We start from the raw sequence: 25,387 nt of genomic DNA on the forward strand, positions 1-25,387 counted from the left end.
TCGGCACGGCGGTGTCCCAGTCATCGGAAGGCTGGCCCCGCCCGAACCGGAGCCGGTTCACAGTAGTTATTCCGGGGCACCCAGGCGCTCTTCCCGCGCGGTGCTGCCTCGTCGAACACCATCCGACAGGAGATCGAATCAATGTTCAGGCCGATGGAAGGCGTCCGGGTACTCGAGGTCGCCCAGTTCACCTTCGTGCCCGCCGCGGGTGCGGTACTCGCCGACTGGGGCGCTGATGTGATCAAGATCGAGCATGCCGAGCGAGGCGACGCGCAGCGTGGACTCTCGCGGGTACTCGGCTACGCCGGGGGTAGCGAGGGTTCGTCGTTCTTCCCCATCATGGAAGGCCCGAATCGCGGCAAACGCAGTGTCGGTCTCGCGCTGGAGAAGCCCGGCGCGCGCAAAGTGTTCGAAGAGCTGGTACGCAACAGCGACGTCTTCCTCACCAACTTCCTGCCCGGAGCCCGCGCCAAGCTGCGCATCGACGTCGATGACATCCGGGCGATCAATCCCGACATCATCTACGTGCGTGGCAGCGGTTTCGGCCAGCGCGGCCCGGAAGCGGGCAAGGGCGGATACGACAGCACCGCCTTCTGGGCCCGCGCGGGCAGCGCCGCGGGTGTGACGCCGGCCGGCGCCGATCGGATGACCCGCATGCCCGCAGGTGCCTACGGCGATTCGATGGGTGGACTGACGATCGCCGGCGGCATCGCCGCCGCCCTGTACGCGCGCTCGACCACCGGTGAGCCGTCGGTAGTCGATGTGTCACTGCTCGGCCTCGGCGCGTGGGCGACCCAATTCTCGGTGAATCTCGCGCTGATGAACGGTGGACCACTTCCCGCCCAGACCCCGCCCCGGCATGGATCGGCGACCAACCCGTTGATCGGCGCCTACCGTACTGCGGATGGCCGATGGCTCGAGCTGTCTATGCTGCAACCGGGCCGCTACTGGCCGGAGTTCGTTCGCCTCGCCGGTCGGCCGGAGTTGGCCGAAGACGAGCGTTTCGGTACCACCGAGCAGCTGATGGCGAACGCCGCCGCTGCCGCGGATCTGGTCGCCGAGCTGATCGCTGGTCGCCCCCTGGACGAATGGACCGAGATTCTCGAACGCGGTGCTGGTCAGTGGTCGGTGGTGCAGAACGCCTGGGAAGTCGGTCAGGATGTCTCGTTGCGCGCGAACGGGCACATCGCGGCGATCGTCGATGCTGAGGGCCGCGACCGGGAACTGGTGACCAATCCGGTGCAGTTCGACGAGACGCCTGTTCCGCTCACGCGCGCGCCGCAGTTCGCCGAGCACACCGATGACGTATTGCGCGAACTCGGGCTGACCGACGAGGAACTGATCGCGCTGAAAATCGAGGGCGCTATCACCTAGCTCGGTGGTAAGTGGCCTCTTTCGCGGCAATATTCCGCATTTTCCGCACAGTAGGCCAGGATGACCTGAGAATGGGTATACGGAATTATGATCGGGCGGTACGCTCGATCCAGTTCGACGAGAGGATCCACACGATGAGCACCATGCCCGAGTCGGGAGGTACGTACGAGGGCGTGCCCGCGTATCACTTCGACAACAGGCTCGCCGGTCCGTTGCTGTCGCATCAGCAACGCTGGGATGAGCTCGCCTGTACCCATGCGGGATTCCGCAGCACAGTCGCGCGGGGGTTCTGGGTCGTCACCGATGGCATGGATGTGCAGCAGTCCCTGCAGAACTGGCGCACCTTCTCCAACACCTCGGTGACGGTTCTCGAACCGGACCCGAAGTTCCTGTGGATTCCCGAAATGCTCGATCCGCCGGTCCATACATCGTGGCGCAGACTGCTCGGCAACGAGTTCTCGCCGAAGACGGTGGCCGCCATGGAGCCGGAGATCCGCCAGATCGCGGTCGATCTGATCGACGAGCTCGCCGGCCGTGACGGTGCGGAGGTGCTCGACGAATTCGCGCGCCTGTTCCCGACCCGGATCTTCATGCGGCTCATCGGTCTGCCCGAAGAGGATCTCGGTCAGTTCCTGGCCTGGGCACACGAGCTGCTGCATTTGACCCACGCCGAGGACCCCGACGGCAGCCGTCAGCTCGCCTCGATGCGTGAGGTGTCGGCCTATTTCGAGAAGCAGATCGCACTGCGCCGGGAAACTCCACGCGACGACCTGCTCTCACGAGCAATGAGCTGGACGATCGACGGCGAGCAGATCAGCGATTACGACATGCACGCTTTCTGCATCCTGATCTTCCAGGCAGGGTTCGACACGGTGCCGATCTCGATCGGCTGGGCATTGTATCACTTTGCCAGTCACCCCGAGCATCGGACGGCGATCCTGGCCGACCCTGAACTGATTCCGGTTGCCGTGGAGGAAATCCTGCGCGTCTACTCGTTCGTCGTGCCCGGACGCAAGGCTATGGACGATACCGAGGTCGGTGGTTGCCCGGTCAAGAAAGGCGAGATGGTGATGTTCCCGCTGTCGGTAGTGAACCGGGACCCCGACCGCTATGACAACCCGACCGAGGTGGACCTCGAACGGACAACCAACAACCACATCGCCTTCGGTTCCGGCCCGCATCGCTGCCTCGGCTCGCACCTGGCCCGGCTGGAACTGACTGTCGCCGTGGAGGAATGGCACAAGCGGATTCCCGAGTATCAGATCGTGCCAGGTCAGGAGCTCGAGCAGACCGGCAATATGTATGGGCTGCAGTCGCTGCAGCTGCAGTGGTGAGGGCGCGATGACATCGCCGATCAACCCTGCCGACCTTTACCACACGGGGATGGTCGTTCGCGATCTCGAAGCTGCGAAGGCGCAGTTGACCGAAGCCGTGGGATATCGGTGGGACGAGACCCGCACTTACGAGCTGCCGATCAGGCTCTTCGACGGGGTCCGCACGCTGACGTTGCGCTATGCGTATTCCCTCGAGACGCCCTACGTCGAGCTGGTCGAAGAGATTCCGGGTACGCCGTGGGTGGCGGCGCCACCGCTGGTCGCCACCCACCACATCGGATACCTGTGTGACGATCTGGCCGCCGCGTCGGAGTGGCTGGAGCGCGCCGGCTACGCGTTGGAAGCGTGCGCCGAGGTGGAGGGGGCGATGGCGCTGTTCGCCTATCATCTGTCTGCTTCGGGTGTCCGGATCGAAATCGTCGACCGGAGCATCTTCCAACCGCCCTCCTGAACGTCGGCAAGACGGCGCAGCGGCGGGTGCCATGGGCGATTCCCGGGCGCGCTCATACGGGTGAACTGGCGGTGGAGAGCTGGTCTACCCGGAGCGAGGGCGTCCGGCCAGGCGGTGGGCATTCGATGGCCCAGCCCCGCCGCTGATCTCCCCGGAGATCGTTCTGATGTCCCACCCGCCGGAACATTGCAACATTAAGTATCCTCTATTGAGGTTCGAGGGGGTATTCTCGATACCAGAGGATCCTGATGGGAGTGCCGGATTCGGTACTGGTCGGTGATCCGCCGATCATGGAGGAGTCACGTGGCACTGAGGTTCACCGAGGAGCAGGAAGAGCTGCGCGCCGTGGTACGCCGCTTCCTGGCGGAGAAGTCGCCGAGTTCGGCCGTCCGGCACTGGATGGAGTCCGATACCGGCTATGACCAGGCACTCTGGTGTCAACTGTCCGAGCAGCTCGGATTGACGGGGCTGGCGATCCCGGAGGAGTACGGCGGTGCTGGTGGTGGACCGGTCGAGCTCGCGATCGTGTTCGAGGAGATGGGCCGCGTGTTGACCCCGTCGCCCTACTTCGCGACCGTGGGTCTGGCCGCGCAGGCGCTCACTGCCTGTGGCGACGAAGCTGCCCGCAGTGCCTGGTTGCCGAAGATCGCCGATGGTTCGCTGACCGCGACGCTTGCTGTTGCCGAGGAGTCTGGCATCTGGCAGCCCGACGGCATCGCCACGTTGGCTGTTGCCGGTCCGGACGGTTGGGAGCTCACCGGCACCAAGATGTTCGTCATCGACGGAGCCGCGGCCGATCTGGTCCTTGTGGTTGCCCGAGTGGCGGATGGCCTCGGCGTCTTTGCGGTTCCGGGCGACGCCGTCGGGTTGGTCAGAACTCGTCTGGCTACGCTCGATCCCACCCGCAGGCTGGCCCGGATCGAACTACATCGCGTGGTGGCGCAACGGGTCGATACCGGCACCGACGGCGATTCTGCCGTTCGCCGGATTCTCGATCTCGCCGTGGTCGCGCTGGCGGCCGAGCAGGTCGGTGGGGCGCAGGCGTGCCTCGATGCGGCAGTCGACTACGCCAAGATTCGAGTCCAATTCGATCGGCCGATCGGATCGTTCCAGGCGATCAAGCACAAGTGCGCCGATCTGTTGCTGGCGGTCGAGGCGGCGCGGTCCATGGGCGCGCTGGCGGCTGAAACGGCGGAATCGGGCACCGACACCCTCGGCCTGGCCACGGCGTTGGCCGGCGCATCGTGTGCGGCGGGGTATACACAGGCGGCGAAGGACAACGTGCAGATCCACGGTGGCATCGGCTACACGTGGGAACACGACGCGCACTTGCATCTCAAACGGGCCAAGTCGTCCGAATTGCTGTTCGGCGGTCCGGTCAGGCACCGTGCCAGGGTTGCCGAGCTGGCCGGAATCTGATCGCAGCTGCATCGCTGTGACCGACATCGCCGCTCTGAAGTGATCTCCGATGCCGTTACCTCTGATAATTGAGGGTACTCTTTTATGGTGGCGAACAATTCGGGCGCCGCTTTCCGTCCTCGCCGGGCTACGCGTCCGGCCGTCCGAAGGGCTGATCACGTGGGTATTCGCGACCGCCTCTCCCTGTTGCTCGCCGAGGCACCCGCCGAGGCCGAAGCCATCGAGCACGAGGGTGCGTGGTGGACCTGGGCCATGGTGCGGCAGACCGCGCGTGCTGTCGAAGCGGCACTGACCGCGGCACGGCTGCCCGCAGACGCTCGCATCGGCATCGTGCTGGAGAACCGGCCGGAGCATGTTGCCGCGGTCGCGGCGGTTCTGGCGACCGGCCGGTGTGTGGTGACGCTGAGTCCGCTGCAACCCGCGCCGAGGCTCGTCGCCGACATCGATCGGTGTGATCTGCCGATAGTCCTGTGCGGCAGCGAGATCGCCGGACGCGAGGGCGTCCGGGCCGCCGCCACCGCACACGGTCTGCTGCTCGAGCTGGGGACCGACGGCGCGGTGCGACCCGCAGGCGGGCAGGTGCCCGAGACGGCGCCGACCAGTCCGGGCACCGCGGTCGAGATGCTGACATCCGGAACCACAGGTCCGCCCAAGCGAGTGCATCTATCGACAGCGCAGCTCGACCAAGCGATGGTTTCCGGCGGCCAGGTGCCGAAGCCGGGGCGGTTGCTGTCGAGTGGGACTGCGTTGGTTTCTGCACCGTTGGTCCACATCGGTGGGCTGTGGCGCGCATTGTCGTGCTTGGCGACCGGTCGCCGCATGGTGCTCATGCCCAAGTTCGCACTCGAGCCGTGGCTCGACGTCGTCCAGCGACATCAACTGCGTGCGGTGAGCCTGGTTCCGGCCGCTCTTCGCACGGTCCTCGATGCCGAGGTGCCTTTGGAGCGCCTGGCGAGCCTGCAGGTGGTCACCTCCGGAACCGCGCCGTGCCCACCCGAACTCGCCGACGGTTTCTACCGGGCATACGGCATCCCGGTGCTCATGACGTATGGGGCGACCGAGTTCGCCGGTGCGGTGGCAGGCTGGACCCTGGCATTGCACCAGAAATGGTGGGATCGTAAGGCGGGCAGTGCCGGTCGTGCCTTCGACGGCGTCGAGCTTCGCGTCGTCGGCACGGCGGGGGTTGATCTGCCGGCTGGGCAGTCCGGCATCCTCGAGATCCGCACCGCGCAGGCCGCCGAGCCCGGCACGTGGGTGCGCACCAGTGATCTGGCGCGGATCGACGCTGACCGTTTCCTCTGGATCGAAGGCCGTGCCGACGACGCGATCATCCGTGGCGGTTTCAAGGTGCAGCCGGACTTGGTCAAGCGGGTACTCGAGACTCACCCGTCGGTGCGTGAGGCGGCGGTCGCCGGGTTACCGGACGAGCGACTGGGCGCGGTGCCTGTCGCGGTCGTCGAGATCGAACCGGGTTGTGCCGCACCCACTGTCGACGCGCTGATCGTGCTGTGCAGGAAACAGCTTCTGCCCTATGAGGTACCCGCCCACGTCGTCGTTGTCGATGTGCTGCCCCGGACGCCGTCGAGCAAGGTGAGCCGAGTCGACCTGCTCGATCTCGTGCGGTCGCGGGTACGGATCAGCGCTCCCGCCGGGCCGGTGAGCACCGACAAACGACCGTCCGACAGTATCGAGGAGAAAGTACGATGACCAGCACCGAGAATAAGCCCACCGAGCAGTTCGGGCAGTTGACCGACGCGGCGATCGAACGCTCCCGTCGCCGGCTCGGTATCCCGAACCCACAACGCAATCCGCCGCATAACTATGAGGTGACGTGGGACGGCGCACGACACTTTGCGTTCGGCTACGGTGACGACAATCCGCTGTACTGCGATCCGGACTACGCGGCGGATACGCGCTGGGGCGGCCTGGTCGCACCGCCGACGTTCCTTTACACGATGGGCGAGGACGCGGCACCGGCGCCCGATGCCGAGGCAAAGCAGATACTCAAAGGCGATCCGTTCGCCGGGCTCGGTTCCTACCAGGCGGTCATGGAATTCGAGTGGTGGCAACCGTTGCGCGTCGGTGACAGGTGCAAGGTCTTGCAGACTCAGGTCGGTGTAGAGACCAAGCCGAGCAGCTTCGGTGGCCGGACCGCACACGTCACTCAGGACTACCTCTACGCTAACGGTCGCGGCGAGATGCATGCCGTGCGGCGAGGCACCTGGATAAACGCCGAGCGGCACGCGTCCGCCAAGCGCGCCAAAGAACAGCTCGTGCAACAGCCTTACACCCAGGATCAGCTGGCCGAGATCGACGCCGCCTACGCCGCCGAGACCCGCCGCGGCGGCGAGCCGCGCTATTGGGAGGACATCGAGATCGGCGACGAGCTGGCGCCAAAGGCCAAAGGCCCGCTCACGACGACCGATGTCGTTGTCTGGCACCTGGGCTGGGGCATGCAGTTGACGCCGCCTGGAACCTTCAAGATCGCCGCGAAGACCCGCCGCAAGGCGCCGGGTCTCTACCCCCCGAACGACCTCAACATCCCCGACACCGTGCAGCGCCTGCACTGGGAACCGGAGCGGGCCAAGGCTCTCGGCTTGCCGAACCCATATGACTACGGCGGTATGCGGGAGACCTGGCTGTGTCACCTGCTCACCGACTGGATCGGTGACGACGGCTGGCTGTGGAAGCTGCGCTGCGAACACCGCAAGTTCAACTACCTCGGCGACACCACCTGGGTGCGTGGCACCGTCACCGACAAGCGTGAGGTCGACGGCCGACACGAAGTGCATCTGGAAGTGCGCTGTGAGAACCAACGGGGCGAGATCACCACCCCGGGGACGGCGGTGGTGTTGCTTCCTACTCGCGGGCGCGCTGTCGAACTCCCGACCCCGCCTGCGGGTGATCTGGAAGGCATGGTGGCACACGAGCTGGCGCGGTTCCGCGTCTGAGTCCGACGTCGGGTCTTGCCGTGGTCCACCCTTGCCGCCGGCACGGCTCGATCGTCTGAACCCGCAGGGTATCTGGTGAACGGCTGTTCAACAGATACCCTGCGGGCGTTTTCGGGGAGAACCGCAGCGGGTCGCCGTTGCGGCCGCCGGCGGATGTCGATTCGTCTATCGGCTGAGCATGACCTCGAGCGCGATATTGTCCGGGTCTCGGAAGTTCGGCAACCAGCCGTACGGCAGCTCTCGCTTCGGGGTGAACTCGGCGCCGCTCTCGGCGAGTCTGTCCGAGAGGTCGTCGAGAGCGGTCACCGTGAGGCCGATGTGCGAATACCCGATGAATGCCATTCAGTCCTCCGGCTGCGCCACGCGGGCAATAACGTGACTCTAGGTGTTGTTCAGGTAGGCGAGCACTGCGAGCACTCGTCGGTGTCCGCCGTCGGTGGGCGGGAGTCCGAGTTTCTGGAATACGTTGCCGATGTGCTTGCTCACAGCACGTTCAGTGATCACCAGAGTCTCGGCGATGGCGGTGTTGCCGTGACCGGCGGCCATGAGTTCCAATACTTCGCGTTCCCGCGGCGTCAGCGAGTCCAGCGGTGAGTTCCGGCGGATGGTGAGCAGTTGATTCACCACCTCCGGGTCCAGCGCCGTGCCACCGGCGGCGACCCGATCGATCGCGTCGAGGAATTCATCGACGCGGCCGACGCGGTCTTTCAGCAGATAGCCGACGCCACCCACACCGGTGCCCAAAAGTTCTGTGGCATAGGAATGTTCGACGTATTGCGACAATACCAGAACCGGGAGGCCGGGTATCTCGGCGCGTGCGCTCAGCGCTGCCCGCAGGCCCTCGTCGCGAAATCCGGGTGGCAGTCGGATATCGAGCACTGCGATGTCGGGCAAGTGGTCGCGGATCGCGGGCAAGATCTCGGGTTCGTTCTCGGCAACAGCAACTACGGTGTGCCCGGCCGAAGCCAGCAGGAGTATCAGTCCTTCCCGCAGCAAGGCGTTGTCTTCGGCCATCACCACACGCATGGCAGCTCCACATCGATCACGGTCGGGCCTCCGGGTGGACTGGTCAAGGAGAATTTTCCATCGATTGCTACGACACGTCGGAGCATGCCCGACAGACCTGATCCGATCTCACCGGACTCGGGCATTCGGGTTGCCGACCCAGCGCCGCCGATTCCGTCGTCGGACACCATGACTCGCAGGCCCCTCGGTTTCCGGGCGATCAATACGGTGGCTCGGCGTGAACCGCTGTGCTTGACAACATTCGTCAATGCCTCGGCGATGACGAAGTACGCGGCGGCCTCCACCGCGGCGGGTGCGCGCAGGCCGTCCTCAGGGCCGTCCACTTCGACAGTGACATCGAGCCCGGTGCCTGCCGCGAGCGCCCGCGCCGCGCCGACCAGACCTCGATCGGTGAGGATCGGGGGGTGGATTCCACGCACGATGTGCCGCAGTTCAGTCATCGCCTGCTCCGTCACCAGCTGCGCGTCGTCGAGCAGCGAGCGCACAGCCGCGGGGTCGTGATCCAGCGCGCGCTTCGCGAGACCGATCCGCATGGTGAGGGAGACGAGTCGTGCTTGAGTGCCGTCGTGCAGATCCCGCTCGATGCGGCGCAGTTCGGCTCCGTGGGCGGCGATCGCATCGGCCCTGGTCTGTGCCAGTTGTCGTACCCGAGCATCGAGAAGGGCTTTGGGCGGAGGTTCGAGGAGACGACGTGACCATCGCGCATCCACGTCGGCCAGCCGTCCGATCAGTGGCAGGACTACTGCAGGTCGGCCGAGTAGCCCGCACCACAGCCCGTCGACCGGCAGTCCGACTATCCACAGGGGGACGGTGAGGTAAGCGAGCAAGCCGTATACGTAATAGCTGATCATCCACCGCAGATCGGCGAAGGTCGTGGGATCCCGGCGAACCGTCACGAGCGTTTGCCGCAGCGGGCCGTCGATCGGCTGGTAAACCTCGCGTACAGGATGGCCAGTCCATACCGCGACCTGCCTTCTCTTCGCGCTGGCGAACTGCCGGACGAGCAGCACGGCGATCGGCACCATACCGATGCCCACCAGAACGAGTGTGCCGAGGACCGTTGTCAGCAACACGGTGACGAACAGATACGAACCGAAGCCCAGTGCGGCGGCGGCGGCCAGCTGCGCGGTGGCTCGTGCCGCCTGTCGCAGAGTGCTCTTCACCAGGCCAGGCTATGTGATCGCGTGGTCCACCCGGTCATGCCGACCGAGCCGGGGCGTACGCGTCTTCGATCTCGGCGAACGAGTTCATGGCATGCCCAGCGACGATGCCACCGTCGATCGGCAGAATCGTGCCGGTGACGTACGCGGAGCGGTCGCCGGCGAAGTAGACGGCCGCCTGGGCGATATCGGCGGCAGTACCGTCGCGCTGCAGGGGCCGGATGGTCTTGATGGCATCCCGCAGCTCTCGCACAGCCGACTCCTTGTCGGGCATACGGCTCATCGTATTGCCCAGAATCGCGGTCGGGATGGCACCCGGTGCGATGCTGTTGACGCGAATCCCGTGCTCGGCCAAGTCGATGGCAGCGCATTTGGTGAAGTGGTTGACGCCTGCCTTCGCCGCGCGATAGACCACCTGACCTCGGCCTGCCCGGATACCGCCGATCGACGTGGTGTTGATGACCGAACCACCGCCGTTGTCTGCCATATGTGCGGCCGCATGCTTGGTTCCGAGCATCACCCCCAGCAGATCGACTGCCATCAGCCGCTGGAAATCCTCCAGCGGATCCTCGAGCAGGCTGGTGTGCATATCGGCGGGTATGCCCGCATTGTTGACCATGATGTGGAGACCACCGAATCTCTGCACGGTGACGGCGACCAGTTCACGGACCTGATCGGAGTTCGCGACATCAGTCGGTACGAACGTGACCTCCGGTCCGTACTCCGCTGCCACCGCCGCACCGAGTTCGGTGTCGATATCGGCGATGACGACTCGAGCGTCTTCGGCGACGAAGGTGTCGACGATCGCGCGCCCGATACCGGCAGCACCGCCGGTGACAATGGCAACCTTCTCGGTCAGTTCTTTTGTCATGGTGATCTTTACCTTTCGTTGGGTGGTCTACCAGGTAACCGGCAGTTCTTTGACGCCATAGGCGAACGCATCGGCTTTGAATTCGATCTCGCCGATCGTGGTCGCCAGTTGGAGGGTGGGGATGCGGCGATACAGCGAGCCGTAGACGATCTGCAGTTCCACGCGGGCCAATTGCTGACCGACGCACTGATGGATACCGAATCCGAAGGCGTGATGCTGACGAGCCTGCCGGTGCAGGTCGAGCTGTTCCGGGGCGGGGAACGCTGCCGGGTCCCAGTTGGCGATCGGCAGTGGCGTGATGATGCCCTCACCAGCCCGGATGATCTGGCCACCCACCTCGATATCCTCGAGGGCGATCCGGCGCAGCCCGTGCTGGGCGATCGACAGATAGCGCAGCATCTCCTCGACGCCGCCTGCGATGACCTTCGGGTCGTCGCTGTCGCGGAACACGGCGAGCTGTTCCGGATTCTCCAGCAGCGCGAGCGTGCCGAGACCGATCATGTTCGCGCTGGTCTCGTGCCCGGCAATCAGCAGCACCACACCCATCTGGGCAGCTTCGGGCACAGTGACGTCCCCGGCGTTCACCCGCGCGGCCAGGTCGGAGACCCAGCCCTCACCCGGCGAATCGAGCCGGGCAGTGATCAAACCGGCGAGGTACTCCACGATTTCCCCGGCAGATCGCGCGTTCTCCTCCGGTGTCGCCAAACTGTCGACCGCGACACCGGCATGCTGGTGGAAGAAGTCCTTGTCCTCGTACGGCACACCGAGTAATTCGCAGATCATCAGCGACGGTAGTGGTAGGGCCAGTGCGGAAACGAGATCGGTGGGGTTGGGTCCGGCGAGCATCTCGTCGATGAGATCGTCGGTGATCTGCTGAATGACCGGACGCAGTGCCTCGACACGCTTGACGGTGAACGGCGGCGTCATCAACCGGCGGAATCGGCTGTGTTCGGGTGCATCGGAATTGAAGATCGTGAGCGGACGGTGCTCGATCGTCTCGGCCATGCCGAGGTTCTGGTGCGGGAACCCTTGCTGCCGCTCGTCGGCGCTGACCCGGGGATCGGACAAGACGACGCGCTGCTCGGCATGGCCGGTGACCAGCCATGGATTGCTACCGTCCCAGATCCTGACCTTCGATACCGGGGCAACGGCAAGCTGTTCACGCTGTTCGGGCGGCGGCGAGAACGGGCAGCCGGCCGCGCGGGCGTTCGGGAATTCGGGCAGCGCCGTGGTGTTCGTTGACTCGGGCATGGAATGTTCCTCTCTCCGGTCGGGCTATTCCTGGAATGTGATGGCTAGCGCAGGGCACACGCCCGCGGCATCGCGAACGGCCTCGGCCTGGTCGTCGAGCGGGTTCGCGTCGAGCAGAACGACGATGCCGTCCTCGTCCCGCTGATCGAAGATGTCGGGCGCTTCGGCCACGCATTGCCCGCAGGCGACGCACTTGTCCTCGTTGATGAAAACCTTCATGGTGTCCTCCTCGGTGGTTGCTGTCCCAGCGGCCGCTGTCAGTGCGCGGCGAGTACCTGGGTGTCGACGATGTCCTGGCGGTGAAGCCGGGTCTGCTTGGGCATGTTCCAGCCGACGATGCCGGTCACCCGGCCATCGAGGTGGTAGCGGGCGACGAACTTTCGGTTGTCGGTCGAGCCCTCCACGACGGCCACTTCGGCATCCGTGGGCAGCGTGCCGTAGACCTGGATCTTGGCGTCGAACTGATCGGTCCAGAAATGCGAGATCGGGGTATAGGGAACTTCGGCCCCGAGAATGTTGGCGGCGACCGCCGCGGCTTGCTCCGTGGCGTTGGTCCGGTTCTCCAGACGGACCAGCCCGCCGACGTGGTTGTGGTGCCAGCGGGCGACGTCGCCGACGGCGTAGATGCCCTCCGCGGCCCGGCACTGCGAGTCGCAGACCACGCCGTTGTCCAGGGTCAGTCCGCTCCCCTCGAGCCATTCTGTGGCCGGGGTGGCGCCGACCGCGACGACGACGAGGTCGGCGGGTAGTTCCTCGCCGGACTCGAGTCGTACACCGGCGACGCGTCCCCGGCGATGGACGAACCCGCTCACGCCATTTCCGAGACGCAGGGTGACGCCGTTGTCGGTGTGCAGGTCACCGAGCAGCCCCGAGACGCGCGGACCCAGCTGCCCGGCCATCGGTGCGGTGAGCGGGCCGACGATGGTGACTTCTAGCCCCAACTGTCGTGCGGTAGCGGCGATTTCGGAGCCGAGCACGCCTTCGCCGACGACCACGAGACGCGTGGAAACGAGGAGATCTGCCCGGAGGGCGAGGGTGTCTTCCAGGGTGCGCAGAACGTGTACGCCCTCACGCGCGGTCGCACCGAACAAGGTTCGGGGGCGCACACCGGTAGCGATCACGATCGCATCACCCTGGACTGCGAGTCCGGATGCGGTGTGTACGGTTCGCGCACCGGTATCCAGTCCGATCGCGGGATCGCCGAGCACGAAATCCAGATTCAGCGCCGACAGGTGGGAATCTGGCCGGAGCAGGGCGCGCTCGGGGGCCCATGTGCCTGCCAAGATCTGCTTGGACAGCGGGGGCCGGTCGTACGGCAGTTCCGTTTCGGCACCCAAGATGGTGATTCCGCCCTGATATCCGTTGCGTCGTAAGGATTCTGCGGTAGACAGTCCGGCGGCGGAAGCGCCGACAACCAACACGTTTGCTGGATTACTCACCGGTGGCTCTCTTTCAAGGTCGGGCCGGCGTCGACGACGCCGATATGATGGTCAGCGAGTCTGCAGGCGACGGCGCAGCAAGTTGGCACCGGCGCCGAGACCGATGAGCCCCATGAAGACGCTGGCCAGAACCTGCTGCGTACCGTCGAGTCCGAGGCTGTCGGCCACGGGTTCGAAACCGAAGGCCAGCGCGATCGTCAGGTTGAGAACGAACAGGAACCACAGTGCGGGGTTCGAGCTGAGCAGGGATTTCATCAGGTACTCCTTGATTGCGATGATGTTGCGGATCGTTGAGATCGACTATTCCGCGATGACGCCGTGACGGCGATGGAGTGCAGTCCCGAATCGATGGTGTAGCCAGGTACACCACGAACCGCACCGGATCGATGCCGATCGCCCGGCGGGTGTCGAGATGTGGTGTGGCGAATCCGCCGGCTGGGATTCGGTGTTCCAGTGAGTGGGAGATACCAGCCATTGGTGTCGGAGGTCCGGTTTTGTCACTGGGACATAAGTTCCCTACGGGTGCGGCGCGCGTGTTACGTCGTGTCCCGAACCCGCGGTCCAGTGGTGCGCCGACTTCCAGCAGATCAGCTGGGTGACAACGGGTACCACGTCCGACTCGAGAAAAGTTACCCCTGTGTTGCCGCATTGGTTTTCGGGAATTCGCGCCAGAATTCTCCTCATTGCTCTTGTACCCAGCCTTGTTCTGCTTGCCATCAGCATCGTCGCGGCCGGGGTCCTGATCGACCGCGGACGACATGCGCAAGACTTCGCCGAAACCGTGCACGGCCACACCGGTCCGACTCTGGAAATCGTGCTCTCGGTCGAGCAGGAGCGCTTGTTCGCGGTCGCGCAGCTCACCGGTAGCCATCCCGACCCGGTGGCGGTGCGCGCAGCACGGGACCGATTCGACAGTGCGCTGCGCGCGATAGTGACGGTGGAAGCCGACTTCCGCGAGACCGGTGACGGTCAGATCAACGAGGCGGTCGGCGCATTAGACCAGCTGCGCATCCAGCTACCGAAGCTGCGTGAGAGCGTTGATACCGGCGCGGCTCCGCTGGCTGACGTCTTCTACTTCTACAGCCGATTGCTCGACGGTATGAACACCGGATCCGCGGTTGTCGAGCGAAACGCGCCGGATGTCACGTCGGCACTCGAACTATCCCGCACGCTCGCTCTGCTCGGTGTGCTGGAGTCGGTGTCGCGATCGACAGCATTGACCCTCGCGGCATCGAGTCCGGAAGGTCTCCCTGCGGCGTTGCAGACCGAGTATCGCAACCTTGTCGGTGCTTACCACGCCGAACTCGCACAGTTGGCCCGCGAACTCGGCCCGGAGTCCGCGCGGATGGCAGCAGAGCTGATCGACGGTGCCGATTTCAAACAGGTTGCCGCGATGGAGGATGCCCTCCTGCGTCCCGAGTCGGTGAAAGTGCCTGCTGGACAGCGCAATCCCGCTGATATGGTCATGGACTGGCGTGCTGCTGCGGAACGGGTGACCGATCAGCTGGTCGAGTTGTGGAAGGTGGACAACGAGGCTTCCTGGCGCCATGCCGCCGATTCCGGTGCCGAGATAGCCAGGGAATCCCTCTACGGCAGCGGCGTGGCGGTTGCTGTCGCCGTGCTGGCCTTTGCCTGCTCGCTGTTGCTGGCCAACCGGCTGATCATCAGGCTGCGCCGACTGCGTAAGGAGATGCTGGTCGCTGCTCAGCAGCGTCTACCGGAGACCATCCGCAGGCTCTCCACAGGCGCCGATGTCGACCCGGAGTCCGAAGCGGCAGAGCTGGACTTCGGGCGGGACGAGATCGGCGAGGTGGCATCGGCGTTCAACGCGGCCTACGGTGCCGCGGTCGGTGCCGCGGTGGCGGAGGCGCGCACTCGGGAGGGCGTTCGCGCGGTCTTCCTCAACATCGCCCACCGCAGCCAGCTCGTGGTGAACCGGCAGCTCGAACTCCTCGATGAGGCCGAGCAGCGTCAGGAAGATCCGGCGTTGCTCGAAATGTTCTTCCGACTGGACCACCTCGCGACCCGCGAGCGGCGCAACGCCGAGAATCTGATCATCCTCGGCGGTGGTCGGCCGGAACGCCGCTGGCGAAAACCTGTGCCACTGCTCGAGCTGGTGCGCAGTGCCGCCTCGGAAACCATCGACTATGCACGGGTACAGACCGGACGGCAGCCTGAGGTCTTCGTCCTCGGTGACTCGGTGGCGGACTTGATCCATCTTCTCGCCGAGCTGGTGGACAACGCGACCACCTTCTCGCCGCCGGGATCGCGCGTGGACATCGTCGGATCGGTGGTCGGTCGTGGCGTCGCGGTCGACATCGTGGACTGCGGCGTGGGGATGACGCGCGAGCAGACAACTCAGGTGAACCGGATGCTGTCCGAGCCGCCTGACTTCGGAGTCGCCGCGCTGTCGTCGGATTCGCGCCTGGGAATGTTCGTGGTGGCGAAACTCGCTGAGCGTCAGGGCGTCACGGTGCGACTCAGCGAATCCGACTACGGCGGGATCCGCGCCGTCGTGCTGATCCCGTCGGTGCTGCTCGCCGAAGAACCGACCTCGATCGATGTCATGCCACCTCGTGCGCCGGGTCGCCACATCGAGCCCGCAGCGGTCCGCGAGCAGACGGCGACATGGGACGGCGCGATTGCGCCGCCGGCAGGCGCTGTACCTACGGCAGCGACACCTGTCGTCCGCGGCGGAATGTCTTGGACGGAATCCCATGTCGGTATTCCTCTGCCGCCGTCCGAGGACGAACGTCCCCCGCTACCCCGGCGGACCCGTCAAGCCAGCCTTGCCCCAGAACTCGCCGGGCCCGCATCGAAGGGGAGCGGACAACCGGTCACCGCTCGTTCTGCCGAAGAGGCGCGCGACCGAATGTCTGCTCTCGAGAGCGGAACTCGGCAGGGGAGGCAGGCCGATGTGGTCGAACCGGCCGACTCGGGGCGACATCACTCCATTGATGAATCGAAGGGATATCGTGAATTCTTCCAGCCCTAGTGATCTGAACTGGCTCATCGACGGCCTAGTCGATCGGATCGCCGGTGTTCGCTTTGCAGTTGTGCTGTCGACCGATGGGCTGGTGCTCGGGCGATCGAGTGCGATGAGCCGTGAGGACGCCGAGCACTTCGGCGCGATGTCGGCGACGCTGTACGGTCTGGCCCGCAGCGCCGGCGGACGTTTCGGAGGTGGCGCGGTGCAGCAGGCTGTCATCGAATTGGCGTCCGCGGTGCTGTTCGTCACCGCCGCGGGGGAAAACGCGTGCATCGCACTGCAGGTCGGCACCGAGGTGAGTCTGGGCCTGGTCGCGTACGAGATGAACGTCACCGTTCAGCGCATCGGGACGCTGTTGTCCACCGGGTCACGGCAGGCGCAGGTGCTGCAGTTACGCGCACCTAACACATGACCGGTTCGGAGCAAGGGTGGTTCGACGACGCCGGTGGCCGGATGGTGCGGCCATATGCGTTGACTCGCGGGCGTACCACGGGAGCGGGTGCCGACATGGACATGCTGACGATCGTCTGTGCGGTCGTCCCTGCGCCCGTGATGCGGTTCAGCGATCCGGAATACGCCGCGATCATGGGGGTATGCCACGTGCCACTAGCGGTGGCCGAGGTATCGGCGATGCTGCATCTGCCCCTGGCCGTGACCAAGATTCTGGTCGGTGACCTGGTCGCGGCGGGAAGTCTCGCCTTCCAACCACCCTGCACCACCAAGCCAGGGGCCGATGACGTCGGCCTCCTCCATGCAGTACTCGAGGGAATTCGCAGGATATAGACGTGAATGCAACTGCTCAGCTGGCCACCTCGGTCAAACTTCTGGTAGCTGGTGGCTTCGGTGTCGGCAAGACCACGATGATCGCGGCAATCAGTGAAGTGGCGCCGTTACGAACAGAGGAAATTGTCACCGAATTGTCCGTGGGTATCGACGATCTGTCCGGCGTCGGTGAGAAGACAACAACAACAGTGGCGCTGGACTTCGGTCGGCTGACCATTGATGATTCCATGGTTCTGTATTTGTTCGGGACTCCGGGGCAGGACAGATTTTGGTTCCTATGGGACGAGCTCGCGCGTGGCGCGCTCGGCGCGGTGGTGATCGTCGACCCACGCCGGTTGTCCTCGTCGTTCGCCTCGATCGACTTCTTCGAGCGTCGTGGTGTCACGTTCTGTGTTGCGGTGAATCAATTCGACGGGGCGCCGCGATACACCGCAGAGGAGGTGCGTGACGCGCTCGACCTCGACCGCGACGTGCCGGCGGTGATGGGGGACATGCGCGACCGGGAGTCGTGCAAGCAGATTCTGATCACCCTGATCGAATATTTGGTGGCGCGGGTGCCGGTTTTCTGACGTACTGTTGAACCGGTCCGGCGGCCGACATCGATTCGGCGCTTTTGCGAACACCTCTCAACCGATTTGTTAGCATTGCCTAATGGCGAGTGTGCAGCGGCGCGGCTCGAACGGGTCGATTCCGATATCAACCCGGACTTTGGTGATCGCGTGTGCTCGTGAGGTATTCGCCGAACTCGGCTACGACGCACCGTTGACTCGAGTGGCGAGTCGGGCCGGTCTCACACTCGAGGCGCTGCACAGTGAGTTCCCGGACCACGAGAGTATTGCGCTGGCCGTGTTCGCGGAGAACATCGCCTTTATCGAGGGCCTCGCCGACGACCCCGCGGCATCACTGCGCACGGTGCTCGAGGTCATCGTCGATCAGATCACCGTGTCGATGGACTTCATCAGCTTGCTCGATCCGTGGTCCTCGGCAGATCCCCGGCTGATCGAGCCCAACCGCCGGATCGGTCGAATGCTGGCCCACAAACTCGAGCAATCCGCAGCGATGCGCGAGGTACGCCGTGACCTCACCGTCGAGGATGTGCTGTTGGCATTGGAGATGTTGTCGGCGTTGCTGGGTCAGACGGCACCCGCAGCGCGTCCGGCGGTAGCCGGGCAAGCCTGGAAGCTCTTGATGACCGGCATGCATCCCTGATCGTTACGCCTCTGGGGCGAGGTAGCAGAGCTCCGCCTGCCACCTCGACGTCTGCCACTTCGACGCAGAACAGGCAGCTGTGCCGTCAGTGCCACCATGGGAGTAGCGCATCCAGATGGCGTCGCATCCGGTACCGTGCGATGCCCTCATCGCCGGCGACAACGGCATCCAGAATGCGCTGATGCACATGCTGGACTTCGGCGGCAGCGGCGTCACCGGGTAGCGGCCGATCGGCGCTGTCGGCATGCCGCCGGAACAACTCTGTGATGATGGACAGAAAGAGCGAGAGCACCGGATTGCCGGCCAGTTCGGCCATTTCCGTGTGGAAGAAGTCTGCCCCGTGCGTGACACCGGAGCCACCGCTCACGGGTTGTGCAATGGCTGCGGTCAGCCGCTGAGCTACTTCATCTTCGCCGTCCCGGCAGCGCTCGGCGACTCGGGCCACGATGCCGAGTTCGATCGCATTGCGGACCGTACGTAGGTCGTCCGCGGTGACACCCTGGTATTCGAGGAACAGTGCCATAGTGCCGATGCTTGCCTGTGGCTCCGGTTCGGCGACGACGAGACCGCCGCCGGGACCGCGGCGCATCCGCGCGACCGAGTGGTATTCGAGCAACCGGACTGCCTCGCGCAAGACCGCGCGGCTGATGTTGTATCGGGCGAGCAGATCGGTTTCGGAGCCGAGTACCTGGCCGACTTGCCAACCGCGGGCGGCGATGTCGTCATGGATACGGGCCGCGACGACTTCGGCCAGCTTGGCTCGTGGACCTTCCACTCGCTGTGGCTCGACGACGGTGCCCGTGATGCGTGGCCCGCGCCGAACCCGATGCTTGGCGATCCAGGCCGCCACCGATTCGAGATGAGCGGTCAGCGCGGTCTGGGCCTTGGCGCTGTCGCCGGCGACGACGGCGTCGACGATGCCCCGGTGCGCGTCGTGGGAGGTGTCCTTGGCGGCGAATACATCGGCTTTGGTGAGTCGGCGTGACGTATGTGCGTAACGGTTGGTCAGGCGAGTGAGCACATCGATGAACAAGTGCAGCACCGGATTTCCCGACAGCTCGCCGAGCATGGGGTGTAGGGGATCCTGGGATTGGACGCCGGGCACGTCACGGTGCGCGAGCTCGTCGTCGAGGAGCGCGCGCAGGGCGGTGATCCCGTTCTCGGTGATCTGGTCGGCCGCGAGTCCGGCGGCGATGGGCTCGAGCAACAGTCGTGCCTGCAGCAGATCTGTCACTGACGTGCCGATGTACTCGAGATAGATCACCATCGCCTGAGTGGCGGGACTCGCGTCGGGTGCGCAGACGAACAGTCCGCCGTTCGGGCCCCGCCGCATCTTGGCGACCTGATGATGTTCGACGAGCCGAATGGCTTCTCGTAGAACAGCACGGCTGACACCGAGTTCGGTGCGCAGGTCCACTTCCGAGCCGAGCGACTGGCCGACCGGCCATCCCCGCCGCATGACGGTTTCCTCGATCCGCCGCGCGACTTGAGCGGCGAGTTTGCCTACCGGGGCCTCCCGTTCGCCGACGAGCTCGGGGTCGCGCTCGCGATCGGCGGGCTCTAGCTCGACAGCGGTCACCATGTGGCCAACTCCTTGGATGGATTTGCGGATCCTCAGTAGTTTAAGCGCATGTAAGCGCCAAGATCGGAACTGTGCGACCGGCCCGTATGGCCGGTGAGGCTCCCTTCCCGTTAACAGAGTATACTCTTTAGGGATATTGGGCGGCGGATCGTAGGTTCTGCCCCGCGCGCCCGGCGATCGGCGACGAGGAGCGAATAGATGCGGCTGGAGTCGACACCGGAACTCGAGGTGTTCCGTCAGAAAGTTCGCGCGTTCGTCGCCGAGCATGCGCCCGGAATCAAGGCGCACGCGGGTGTGCGTGCTCCTGAACCGGAGCTGATGCCCGCGATCCGCGAGTGGACGGCGAAGCTTTTCGAGAACGGCTTCCTCGGTATCAATTGGCCGGTCGAGTTCGGTGGCAGGCCGGGTGCGCATCCGCTGGAATCGTTCATCGTCGCGGAGGAGATCAGCCGTGCACGGACATGGGCGCCGATCGGTGCGGCCACGTTGGCCGCGGCCGCGGTGATCGACTTCGGCACCGACGAACAGCGGGAGCGTTTCCTGCCGCGGATCCGAACCTGCACCGATATCTGGTGCCAGTTGTTCAGCGAGCCGGGCGCCGGCAGTGACCTCGCCGCATTGCAGACCAGAGCCAGGTTGGAAGGCGACGGTGACGACGCGGTCTTCGTGGTCGACGGGCAGAAGGTCTGGACCACCAACGGTCAGCACGCCGACATGGGATATCTGCTGGCACGCACCGACCGGGATGCGCCGAAACACCGCGGCATCACCGCGTTCGCGCTGGACATGCGCAGTCCCGGTGTCGATATCCGGCCGCTGCGGGAGATCACCGGCACCACCGACTTCAACGAGGTTTTTCTCGACGGTGTTCGCATCCCACGCGCGAATGTGATCGGCGAGGTCAACGACGGTTGGCGGGTGGCGATGAGCAGCCTCGGACACGAACGTTCCGGGGTGGCCGCGCGGGGCGTGGAGATGTTCGCTGCCCTCGACGACCTCGTTTCGCTCGCGCAGGCGACGACGGTACGGGGCAAGCCTGCGCTCCAGGACTCGGCAACCCGGCAGTTGATCGGTGAACTCGCCACCCGCGCTCAGGTCAATGCCGCGATGATCGCGCTCGCGCAGTCGCGCATGCTGCACCACACCGAACAGTCGGCCGACGCACCGGTCGGCAAGATCTTCTTCAGCGAGCTCAATCACGATCTGGTCGCTGCTGGGATGCGGCTGCAAGGCACCCAAGGCCTGCTGGTCGACGGTGATCCCGATGCCACCGCGCATGGATGGTGGCAGGACGCGCACCTGTATTCGAGGGCGTACACCATCGCCGGTGGTGCCAACGAAATTCTCCGCACCCAGATCGCCGAGCGCGGGCTCGGACTTCCTCGAGGGTAGTGAATCATGGTGTGGCGGGCAGATATTCGTGCCCGCCACACCGATCCGATGTCGCTCAGGCGCCGCGCAACAGCATCGCCCCGGACGGCACGCCACCGCCCGCGGTCACCACCGCGACCCCGGCTCCGTCGACTTGACGCCCAGCAGCCTGGCCGCGTAGCTGCAGCATGGCCTCCCGGACGAACCCGTACCCATGCAGCCGGCCTGCGGAGAGTTGGCCACCGTGCGGATTCAGGGGGAGTGCGCCGTCGAGTGCGATGGTTTTGCCGCCGTCGATGAAGTCGGTCCCTTCACCCAGGCCGCAGAAACCCAATCCTTCGATCCAGGACAATGCGTTGAAGGTGAACCCGTCGTAGAGCAACGCGACATCGACATCGTCAGTGGTGAGCTCCGTCCGGGTCCATAGGTGAGCAGACGGGCTGAGCGACTGGGGCAGGTGTGTCAGGGTGTCCTGGTCCCAGCTGAGCCGTTCGAGGATGGCGGTGCCGACGGATTCCACGAAGACCGGCGGCTGCGGCCGGTCCGCCGCGGTCTCGATCGCCGAGACGATCACCGCGACGGCACCGTCGCAGGGCACATCGCAGTCGTAGAGTCCGAACGGCGTGGTGATCATGCGGGCGGCGAAGTAGTCGTCGATGGTCAGCGGATCTCGGTACAGCGCTTCGGGATTGCGCATGGCACCCTCGCGCGCGGCCACGGCGATGGCGCCGAGCGCCTCGCGTCCGACACCGTAGCGGTGCATGTACTGCGAGGCGTTGCAGCCGATCCACTGGGCTGCGGACATGGCGCCGAACGGTGCTCGCCATTCGAACATCCCGGTAGCGGGCCCTCGGTCAGGTTGCCACCGGCCGGACCGGACCAGCGCCGAGTGCGAGGATTCCCAGACCGTGCGGAAGCACAGGACATGCCGACACAGTCCCGCCGCGACGGCGAGCATGGCCGCGGTGATCGACCCGATCTGTCCCGGCACTTCGCGGGCGCCGTTGACCCAGGTGGGCCGGAGCTGCAACGCCTCGGTGAGGGCCGTGATCCCGCCTTCGCCGAACCCGCCGGGCGCACCGGTGCCGGGGTAGGTGGACAGGCCGTCGATATCGTCGAGTTCCAACCCTGCGTCGCGGACCGCCGCCAGGCAGGCATCCACGGTCAGCGAGACGGGGTCGACCATCAGGCGGCGGCCGACCTGAGACTGGCCGACGCCGGTCAGCGCGACCTTGTCCTCATACTTCTGTGGTGAGGCCATCGGGCGCAGGGCTGATCGGACGTCGCGCGGCTGTGGTGACGGCCCCTCGCCCGGCGCGGCCTCGGGATCCGGTTCGAACAGCGGCAGATAGACATCGCCGTGCTGTTCGAAGCGCGCCCGGACCCGCATGCCGACATGAACGTCTTCCGGCGGGCAGCCCACTATGTTGGTCGTCAGTCTGGCGCGGTCGTCTTCGGTCAGCGCGACCACCGCTACGACGTAGGGCGGCGGGAACGCAGGCAGCCAGGTCTGATGATTCACGCTGAACCCCACCACCACCGCGGTCCCGGAGGTCGGTGCGAGCGAGACCGCCCGGCTGCGGCACGAAGGGCACAGCGGTGCAGGCGGGTGGAAGAACCGGTTGCAGTCCTCGCAGTGGGAGAGGCGCAGCACTCCATCCGCCCCGGAGCGCCAGAATTCCTCGCTGGCGGGGGTCGGCTGGGGAAGTGGGCGGACCGGAGCGTCCATCTCGGGTGTCCTTCGGTGGAGTGGCAGGGGCATGGCGGGCCGCACCACAGCCATCGTGGTGCGGCCCGGGGATCAGCGCAGCAGTTCGACGATGGTGGCGTTGGCGGTGCCGCCACCCTCGCACATTGTCTGCAGGCCGTACTGCAGATTCTCCCTGCGCATCTGGGCGATGAGCCGGGTCATCAGGATTGCGCCCGAACCGCCCAGCGGGTGGCCGATCGCGATGGCCCCGCCGAGAGGGTTGAGCCGCGCCGGATCGGCGCCGGTCTCGGCCAGCCAGGCCATGGGCACGGGGGCGAAGGCCTCGTTCACCTCGAAGGCTCCGATGTCGTCGATGGTCAGACCGGCCTTGCGCAGCGCCTTCTCGGTGGCCGGGATCGGGCCGGTGAGCATGACGATCGGGTCGGCGCCACTGACCGCGCCGGTGTGGTAGCGGGCGATCGGGGTCAAGCCCAGCTCCGCGGCCCGCTCCGGAGTGGTGACGAGCAGCGCGGCGGCACCGTCGGAGATCTGCGAGGAGTTGCCCGCGTGGATGACGCCATCCTTGGCGAACGACGGGCGCAGCTTCGCCAGAGTTTCCACCGAGGTACCTCGTCGCAGGCCTTCGTCGGTGGTGAACTTCGTGCCGTTCACATCGATCGGCACGATGTGGTCGTCGAACACGCCGGAATCGATGGCGGCGGCAGCCTTGGTGTGGGAGTTCGCCGCGAACTCGTCGACCTGGACTCGACTGAAACCCCAGCGTTCACACATCATTTCGGCGCCGACGCCCTGGTTGAACTCGAAGTTGTCGTAGCGTGCGAGCACCCCGGGGCCGTACGGCATACCCGTGGTGCGGTGGGAGCCGAGCGGTACCCGGGTCATGGTCTCGACGCCACCGGCGACCACGAGGTCGTATTGACCCGACATCACCGCTTGGGCGGCGAAGTCCAGCGCCTGCTGGCTCGAGCCGCAGGCACGGTTGACGGTCACGCCGGGTACGTGCTCGGGCCAGCCGGCCGCCAGCACCGCGAAGCGGCCGATGTTGCTGGACTGATCGCCGATCTGGGTGACGCAGCCCCAGATGACGTCGTCGACCAGGCCGGGGTCGATTCCGGTGCGTTCCACCAACGCGGTGAGCACTTTTGCCGACAGATCGGCTGCGTGGATCTCGGCCAGCGAACCGTTGCGTTTGCCGAGCGGGGTGCGCACGGCATCGACGATGACGGCTTCTCTCATGGTTGTTCCTCTCGCTGCGTGCGCCGGTCTGCCCGGTGTACGAAATTGGTGGTAAGTCAGGGTGTTTCGGTTTGCAGGGCCGCGCCGGAGGTGATCAGCGCCTCGATATCGGTGATGCCCCAGTCCGCCAGCGCCGCGCGGGTATCGGCGCCGACGGGCCGTGCGGCGTGACCGCGCGCTGCCGGTGTTTCGGAGAACCGCGGCGTGGCGGCCGGCTGGACGACACCGTGTGATTCGATCAACGTCCGCCGATCCGCGAGGTGTGGGTGTTTCCGTGCCTCGGTCAGCCCGAGTACCGGCGCGACGCAGGCGTCGGTGCCTTCGAATCGGGCGGCCCATTCGTCGCGGGTGCGCTGGGCGAATTTCTCAGTGAGTAGTTGCCGCAGCCGCGGCCATGCGGCGCGGTCGTGCTGGTCGGCCGGATCCACGTCGAGTTCGAGGAGTTCGATCAGCTGCCGGTAGAACTTCGATTCCAGGGCACCGACGGCGATGTGGCCGCCGTCGGCCGTCTCGTAGATCGCGTAGAACGGCCAACCGCCGTCGAGCTGGTTCACGCCACGTTCGTCGGACCAGGCACCGCGGGCGAGTTTGGCGAAGGTACTGGCGAGCAGATGCGCGGTGCCGTCGACGATCGAGGCGTCGACGACCTGCCCGGTTCCACTGCGCTGCGCGGCGTGCAGGGCGGCGAGGACCCCGATCACGAGGTAGCAGCCACCGCCGCCGAAGTCGCCTACCAGGTTCAGCGGAATCTGTGGCGGGCCACCGACGGTGCCGATAGCACCTAGTGCGCCGGTGAGCGCGATGTAGGTGATGTCATGGCCCGCCGCGGTCGACAACGGACCGGTTTGGCCCCAACCGGTCATCCGGCCGTACACCAGCTTCGGGTTGCGGGCCAGGCAGTCGTGCGGACCGATGCCGAGCCGTTCGGTCACACCGGGTCGGAAGCCCTCGATGAGCACGTCGGAGTGCCCTGCCAGCTCGAGCAGGGTGGCAACGCCCGCTGGGTGCTTGAGGTCGAGAACGACCGATCTCTTGCCGTAGTTCATCACATCGGTGGGGTCACCCCGGCCCGGCTCGGTGGTGTTCTCGGGCCGGTCGACCCGCAGGACGTCAGCGCCGAGATCTGCGAGGAACATGCCGGCGAAGGGGCCGGGCCCGATGCCGCCCAGTTCCACAACCTTGATTCCGGCCAGTGGTCCGTTCGTACTCATTTGGTGTCTCCCTGCTGGT

The 25,387-nt window shown here is 65.6% G+C and carries 24 protein-coding genes; 12 read left to right on the plus strand and 12 right to left on the minus strand.

Going from position 1 to position 25,387, the window contains the following annotated elements; translation table 11 throughout:
* Nucleotides 1–141: 141 nt before the first annotated feature.
* The 6 genes from IBJ82_RS34225 (at nt 142) to IBJ82_RS34250 (ending at nt 7,529) form a co-directional block, all read left to right on the plus strand.
* Nucleotides 142–1,374 (plus strand): CaiB/BaiF CoA-transferase family protein, encoded by a 1,233-nt coding sequence (locus IBJ82_RS34225; protein ID WP_194830137.1) that lies wholly within the window; start codon nt 142–144, stop codon nt 1,372–1,374.
* 134 nt (nt 1,375–1,508) lie between these two features.
* On the plus strand, nt 1,509–2,708 hold the full coding sequence (locus tag IBJ82_RS34230) for a cytochrome P450 (RefSeq protein WP_194830138.1): 1,200 nt from the start codon (nt 1,509–1,511) through the stop codon (nt 2,706–2,708).
* 49 nt (nt 2,709–2,757) lie between these two features.
* Nucleotides 2,758–3,159: a VOC family protein gene (locus IBJ82_RS34235; protein ID WP_228538097.1), complete on the plus strand. Its 402-nt coding sequence runs from the start codon at nt 2,758–2,760 to the stop codon at nt 3,157–3,159.
* 303 nt (nt 3,160–3,462) lie between these two features.
* Nucleotides 3,463–4,578: an acyl-CoA dehydrogenase family protein gene (locus IBJ82_RS34240; protein WP_194830140.1), complete on the plus strand. Its 1,116-nt coding sequence runs from the start codon at nt 3,463–3,465 to the stop codon at nt 4,576–4,578.
* Nucleotides 4,579–4,737: 159 nt separating this feature from the next.
* Nucleotides 4,738–6,285 carry a fatty acid--CoA ligase family protein gene (locus tag IBJ82_RS34245; RefSeq protein ID WP_194830141.1) on the plus strand — a complete coding sequence of 516 codons (1,548 nt, stop codon included), beginning with the start codon at nt 4,738–4,740 and terminating at the stop codon, nt 6,283–6,285.
* On the plus strand, nt 6,282–7,529 hold the full coding sequence (locus tag IBJ82_RS34250; protein ID WP_194830142.1) for a MaoC family dehydratase N-terminal domain-containing protein: 1,248 nt from the start codon (nt 6,282–6,284) through the stop codon (nt 7,527–7,529). The genes IBJ82_RS34245 and IBJ82_RS34250 overlap by 4 nt, the downstream gene beginning before the upstream one ends.
* Nucleotides 7,530–7,694: 165 nt before the next feature.
* Here IBJ82_RS34250 and IBJ82_RS34255 read toward each other — a convergent pair whose 3' ends face one another.
* From IBJ82_RS34255 to IBJ82_RS34290, 8 genes are read right to left on the minus strand one after another with little or no spacing between them, the layout of a single operon-like run.
* Complete coding sequence (locus tag IBJ82_RS34255; RefSeq protein WP_194830143.1) at nt 7,695–7,871, minus strand: hypothetical protein; 177 nt, start codon at nt 7,869–7,871, stop codon at nt 7,695–7,697.
* A 39-nt stretch (nt 7,872–7,910) separates the two neighbouring features.
* Nucleotides 7,911–8,555 (minus strand): response regulator transcription factor, encoded by a 645-nt coding sequence (locus IBJ82_RS34260; RefSeq protein WP_194830144.1) that lies wholly within the window; start codon nt 8,553–8,555, stop codon nt 7,911–7,913.
* Entirely contained in the window at nt 8,543–9,718 is a 1,176-nt protein-coding gene (locus IBJ82_RS34265) for a histidine kinase (RefSeq protein WP_194830145.1), read from the minus strand. The genes IBJ82_RS34260 and IBJ82_RS34265 overlap by 13 nt, the downstream gene beginning before the upstream one ends.
* Nucleotides 9,719–9,752: 34 nt before the next feature.
* Entirely contained in the window at nt 9,753–10,586 is an 834-nt protein-coding gene (locus IBJ82_RS34270; protein WP_194830146.1) for an SDR family NAD(P)-dependent oxidoreductase, read from the minus strand.
* A 27-nt stretch (nt 10,587–10,613) separates the two neighbouring features.
* Complete coding sequence (locus tag IBJ82_RS34275) at nt 10,614–11,837, minus strand: cytochrome P450 (protein ID WP_194830147.1); 1,224 nt, start codon at nt 11,835–11,837, stop codon at nt 10,614–10,616.
* Nucleotides 11,838–11,861: 24 nt separating this feature from the next.
* A complete protein-coding gene (locus IBJ82_RS34280; protein ID WP_194830148.1) occupies nt 11,862–12,056 on the minus strand; it encodes a ferredoxin in 195 nt (64 codons plus the stop codon).
* Between the two features lie 38 nt (nt 12,057–12,094).
* The gene (locus IBJ82_RS34285) at nt 12,095–13,276 is read right to left on the minus strand and encodes an FAD-dependent oxidoreductase (protein WP_194830149.1); all 1,182 of its coding nucleotides are present in this window, start codon (nt 13,274–13,276) and stop codon (nt 12,095–12,097) included.
* Nucleotides 13,277–13,327: 51 nt separating this feature from the next.
* The gene (locus IBJ82_RS34290) at nt 13,328–13,531 is read right to left on the minus strand and encodes a hypothetical protein (protein ID WP_194830150.1); all 204 of its coding nucleotides are present in this window, start codon (nt 13,529–13,531) and stop codon (nt 13,328–13,330) included.
* 382 nt (nt 13,532–13,913) lie between these two features.
* On the opposite strand from IBJ82_RS34290, the gene IBJ82_RS34295 reads away from it, so the two are divergent.
* The 5 genes from IBJ82_RS34295 to IBJ82_RS34315 all read left to right on the plus strand — a co-directional run bounded on the left by IBJ82_RS34295 (nt 13,914) and on the right by IBJ82_RS34315 (nt 18,257).
* Complete coding sequence (locus IBJ82_RS34295; protein WP_370585613.1) at nt 13,914–16,271, plus strand: nitrate- and nitrite sensing domain-containing protein; 2,358 nt, start codon at nt 13,914–13,916, stop codon at nt 16,269–16,271.
* Entirely contained in the window at nt 16,234–16,677 is a 444-nt protein-coding gene (locus tag IBJ82_RS34300) for a roadblock/LC7 domain-containing protein (protein ID WP_228538098.1), read from the plus strand. Before IBJ82_RS34295 ends, IBJ82_RS34300 begins: the two co-directional genes overlap by 38 nt.
* A gap of 41 nt (nt 16,678–16,718) precedes the next feature.
* Complete coding sequence (locus IBJ82_RS34305; RefSeq protein ID WP_370585615.1) at nt 16,719–17,048, plus strand: DUF742 domain-containing protein; 330 nt, start codon at nt 16,719–16,721, stop codon at nt 17,046–17,048.
* A gap of 2 nt (nt 17,049–17,050) precedes the next feature.
* Nucleotides 17,051–17,617 carry an ATP/GTP-binding protein gene (locus IBJ82_RS34310; RefSeq protein ID WP_370585614.1) on the plus strand — a complete coding sequence of 189 codons (567 nt, stop codon included), beginning with the start codon at nt 17,051–17,053 and terminating at the stop codon, nt 17,615–17,617.
* Nucleotides 17,618–17,699: 82 nt separating this feature from the next.
* Complete coding sequence (locus tag IBJ82_RS34315) at nt 17,700–18,257, plus strand: TetR family transcriptional regulator (RefSeq protein ID WP_194830154.1); 558 nt, start codon at nt 17,700–17,702, stop codon at nt 18,255–18,257.
* An 85-nt stretch (nt 18,258–18,342) separates the two neighbouring features.
* Here IBJ82_RS34315 and IBJ82_RS34320 read toward each other — a convergent pair whose 3' ends face one another.
* Nucleotides 18,343–19,839 carry a FadR/GntR family transcriptional regulator gene (locus IBJ82_RS34320; protein WP_194830155.1) on the minus strand — a complete coding sequence of 499 codons (1,497 nt, stop codon included), beginning with the start codon at nt 19,837–19,839 and terminating at the stop codon, nt 18,343–18,345.
* Nucleotides 19,840–20,037: 198 nt separating this feature from the next.
* Between IBJ82_RS34320 and IBJ82_RS34325 the strand changes: the two genes are divergently transcribed.
* Nucleotides 20,038–21,231, plus strand: coding sequence for an acyl-CoA dehydrogenase family protein (locus tag IBJ82_RS34325; RefSeq protein WP_194830156.1), 1,194 nt, complete (start codon nt 20,038–20,040; stop codon nt 21,229–21,231).
* Between the two features lie 55 nt (nt 21,232–21,286).
* Here the strand turns inward: IBJ82_RS34325 and IBJ82_RS34330 are convergent, their stop codons facing one another.
* The 3 genes from IBJ82_RS34330 to IBJ82_RS34340 all read right to left on the minus strand — a co-directional run bounded on the left by IBJ82_RS34330 (nt 21,287) and on the right by IBJ82_RS34340 (nt 25,368).
* Complete coding sequence (locus IBJ82_RS34330) at nt 21,287–22,939, minus strand: OB-fold domain-containing protein (RefSeq protein WP_194830157.1); 1,653 nt, start codon at nt 22,937–22,939, stop codon at nt 21,287–21,289.
* Nucleotides 22,940–23,011: 72 nt separating this feature from the next.
* Nucleotides 23,012–24,157 (minus strand): acetyl-CoA C-acyltransferase, encoded by a 1,146-nt coding sequence (locus tag IBJ82_RS34335; protein ID WP_194830158.1) that lies wholly within the window; start codon nt 24,155–24,157, stop codon nt 23,012–23,014.
* Between the two features lie 56 nt (nt 24,158–24,213).
* The gene (locus IBJ82_RS34340; protein ID WP_194830159.1) at nt 24,214–25,368 is read right to left on the minus strand and encodes a CaiB/BaiF CoA-transferase family protein; all 1,155 of its coding nucleotides are present in this window, start codon (nt 25,366–25,368) and stop codon (nt 24,214–24,216) included.
* Nucleotides 25,369–25,387: the final 19 nt, after the last annotated feature.

Source organism: Nocardia sp. XZ_19_231, from assembly GCF_015355705.1.
Taxonomy (GTDB): Bacteria; Actinomycetota; Actinomycetes; order Mycobacteriales; family Mycobacteriaceae; genus Nocardia; species Nocardia salmonicida.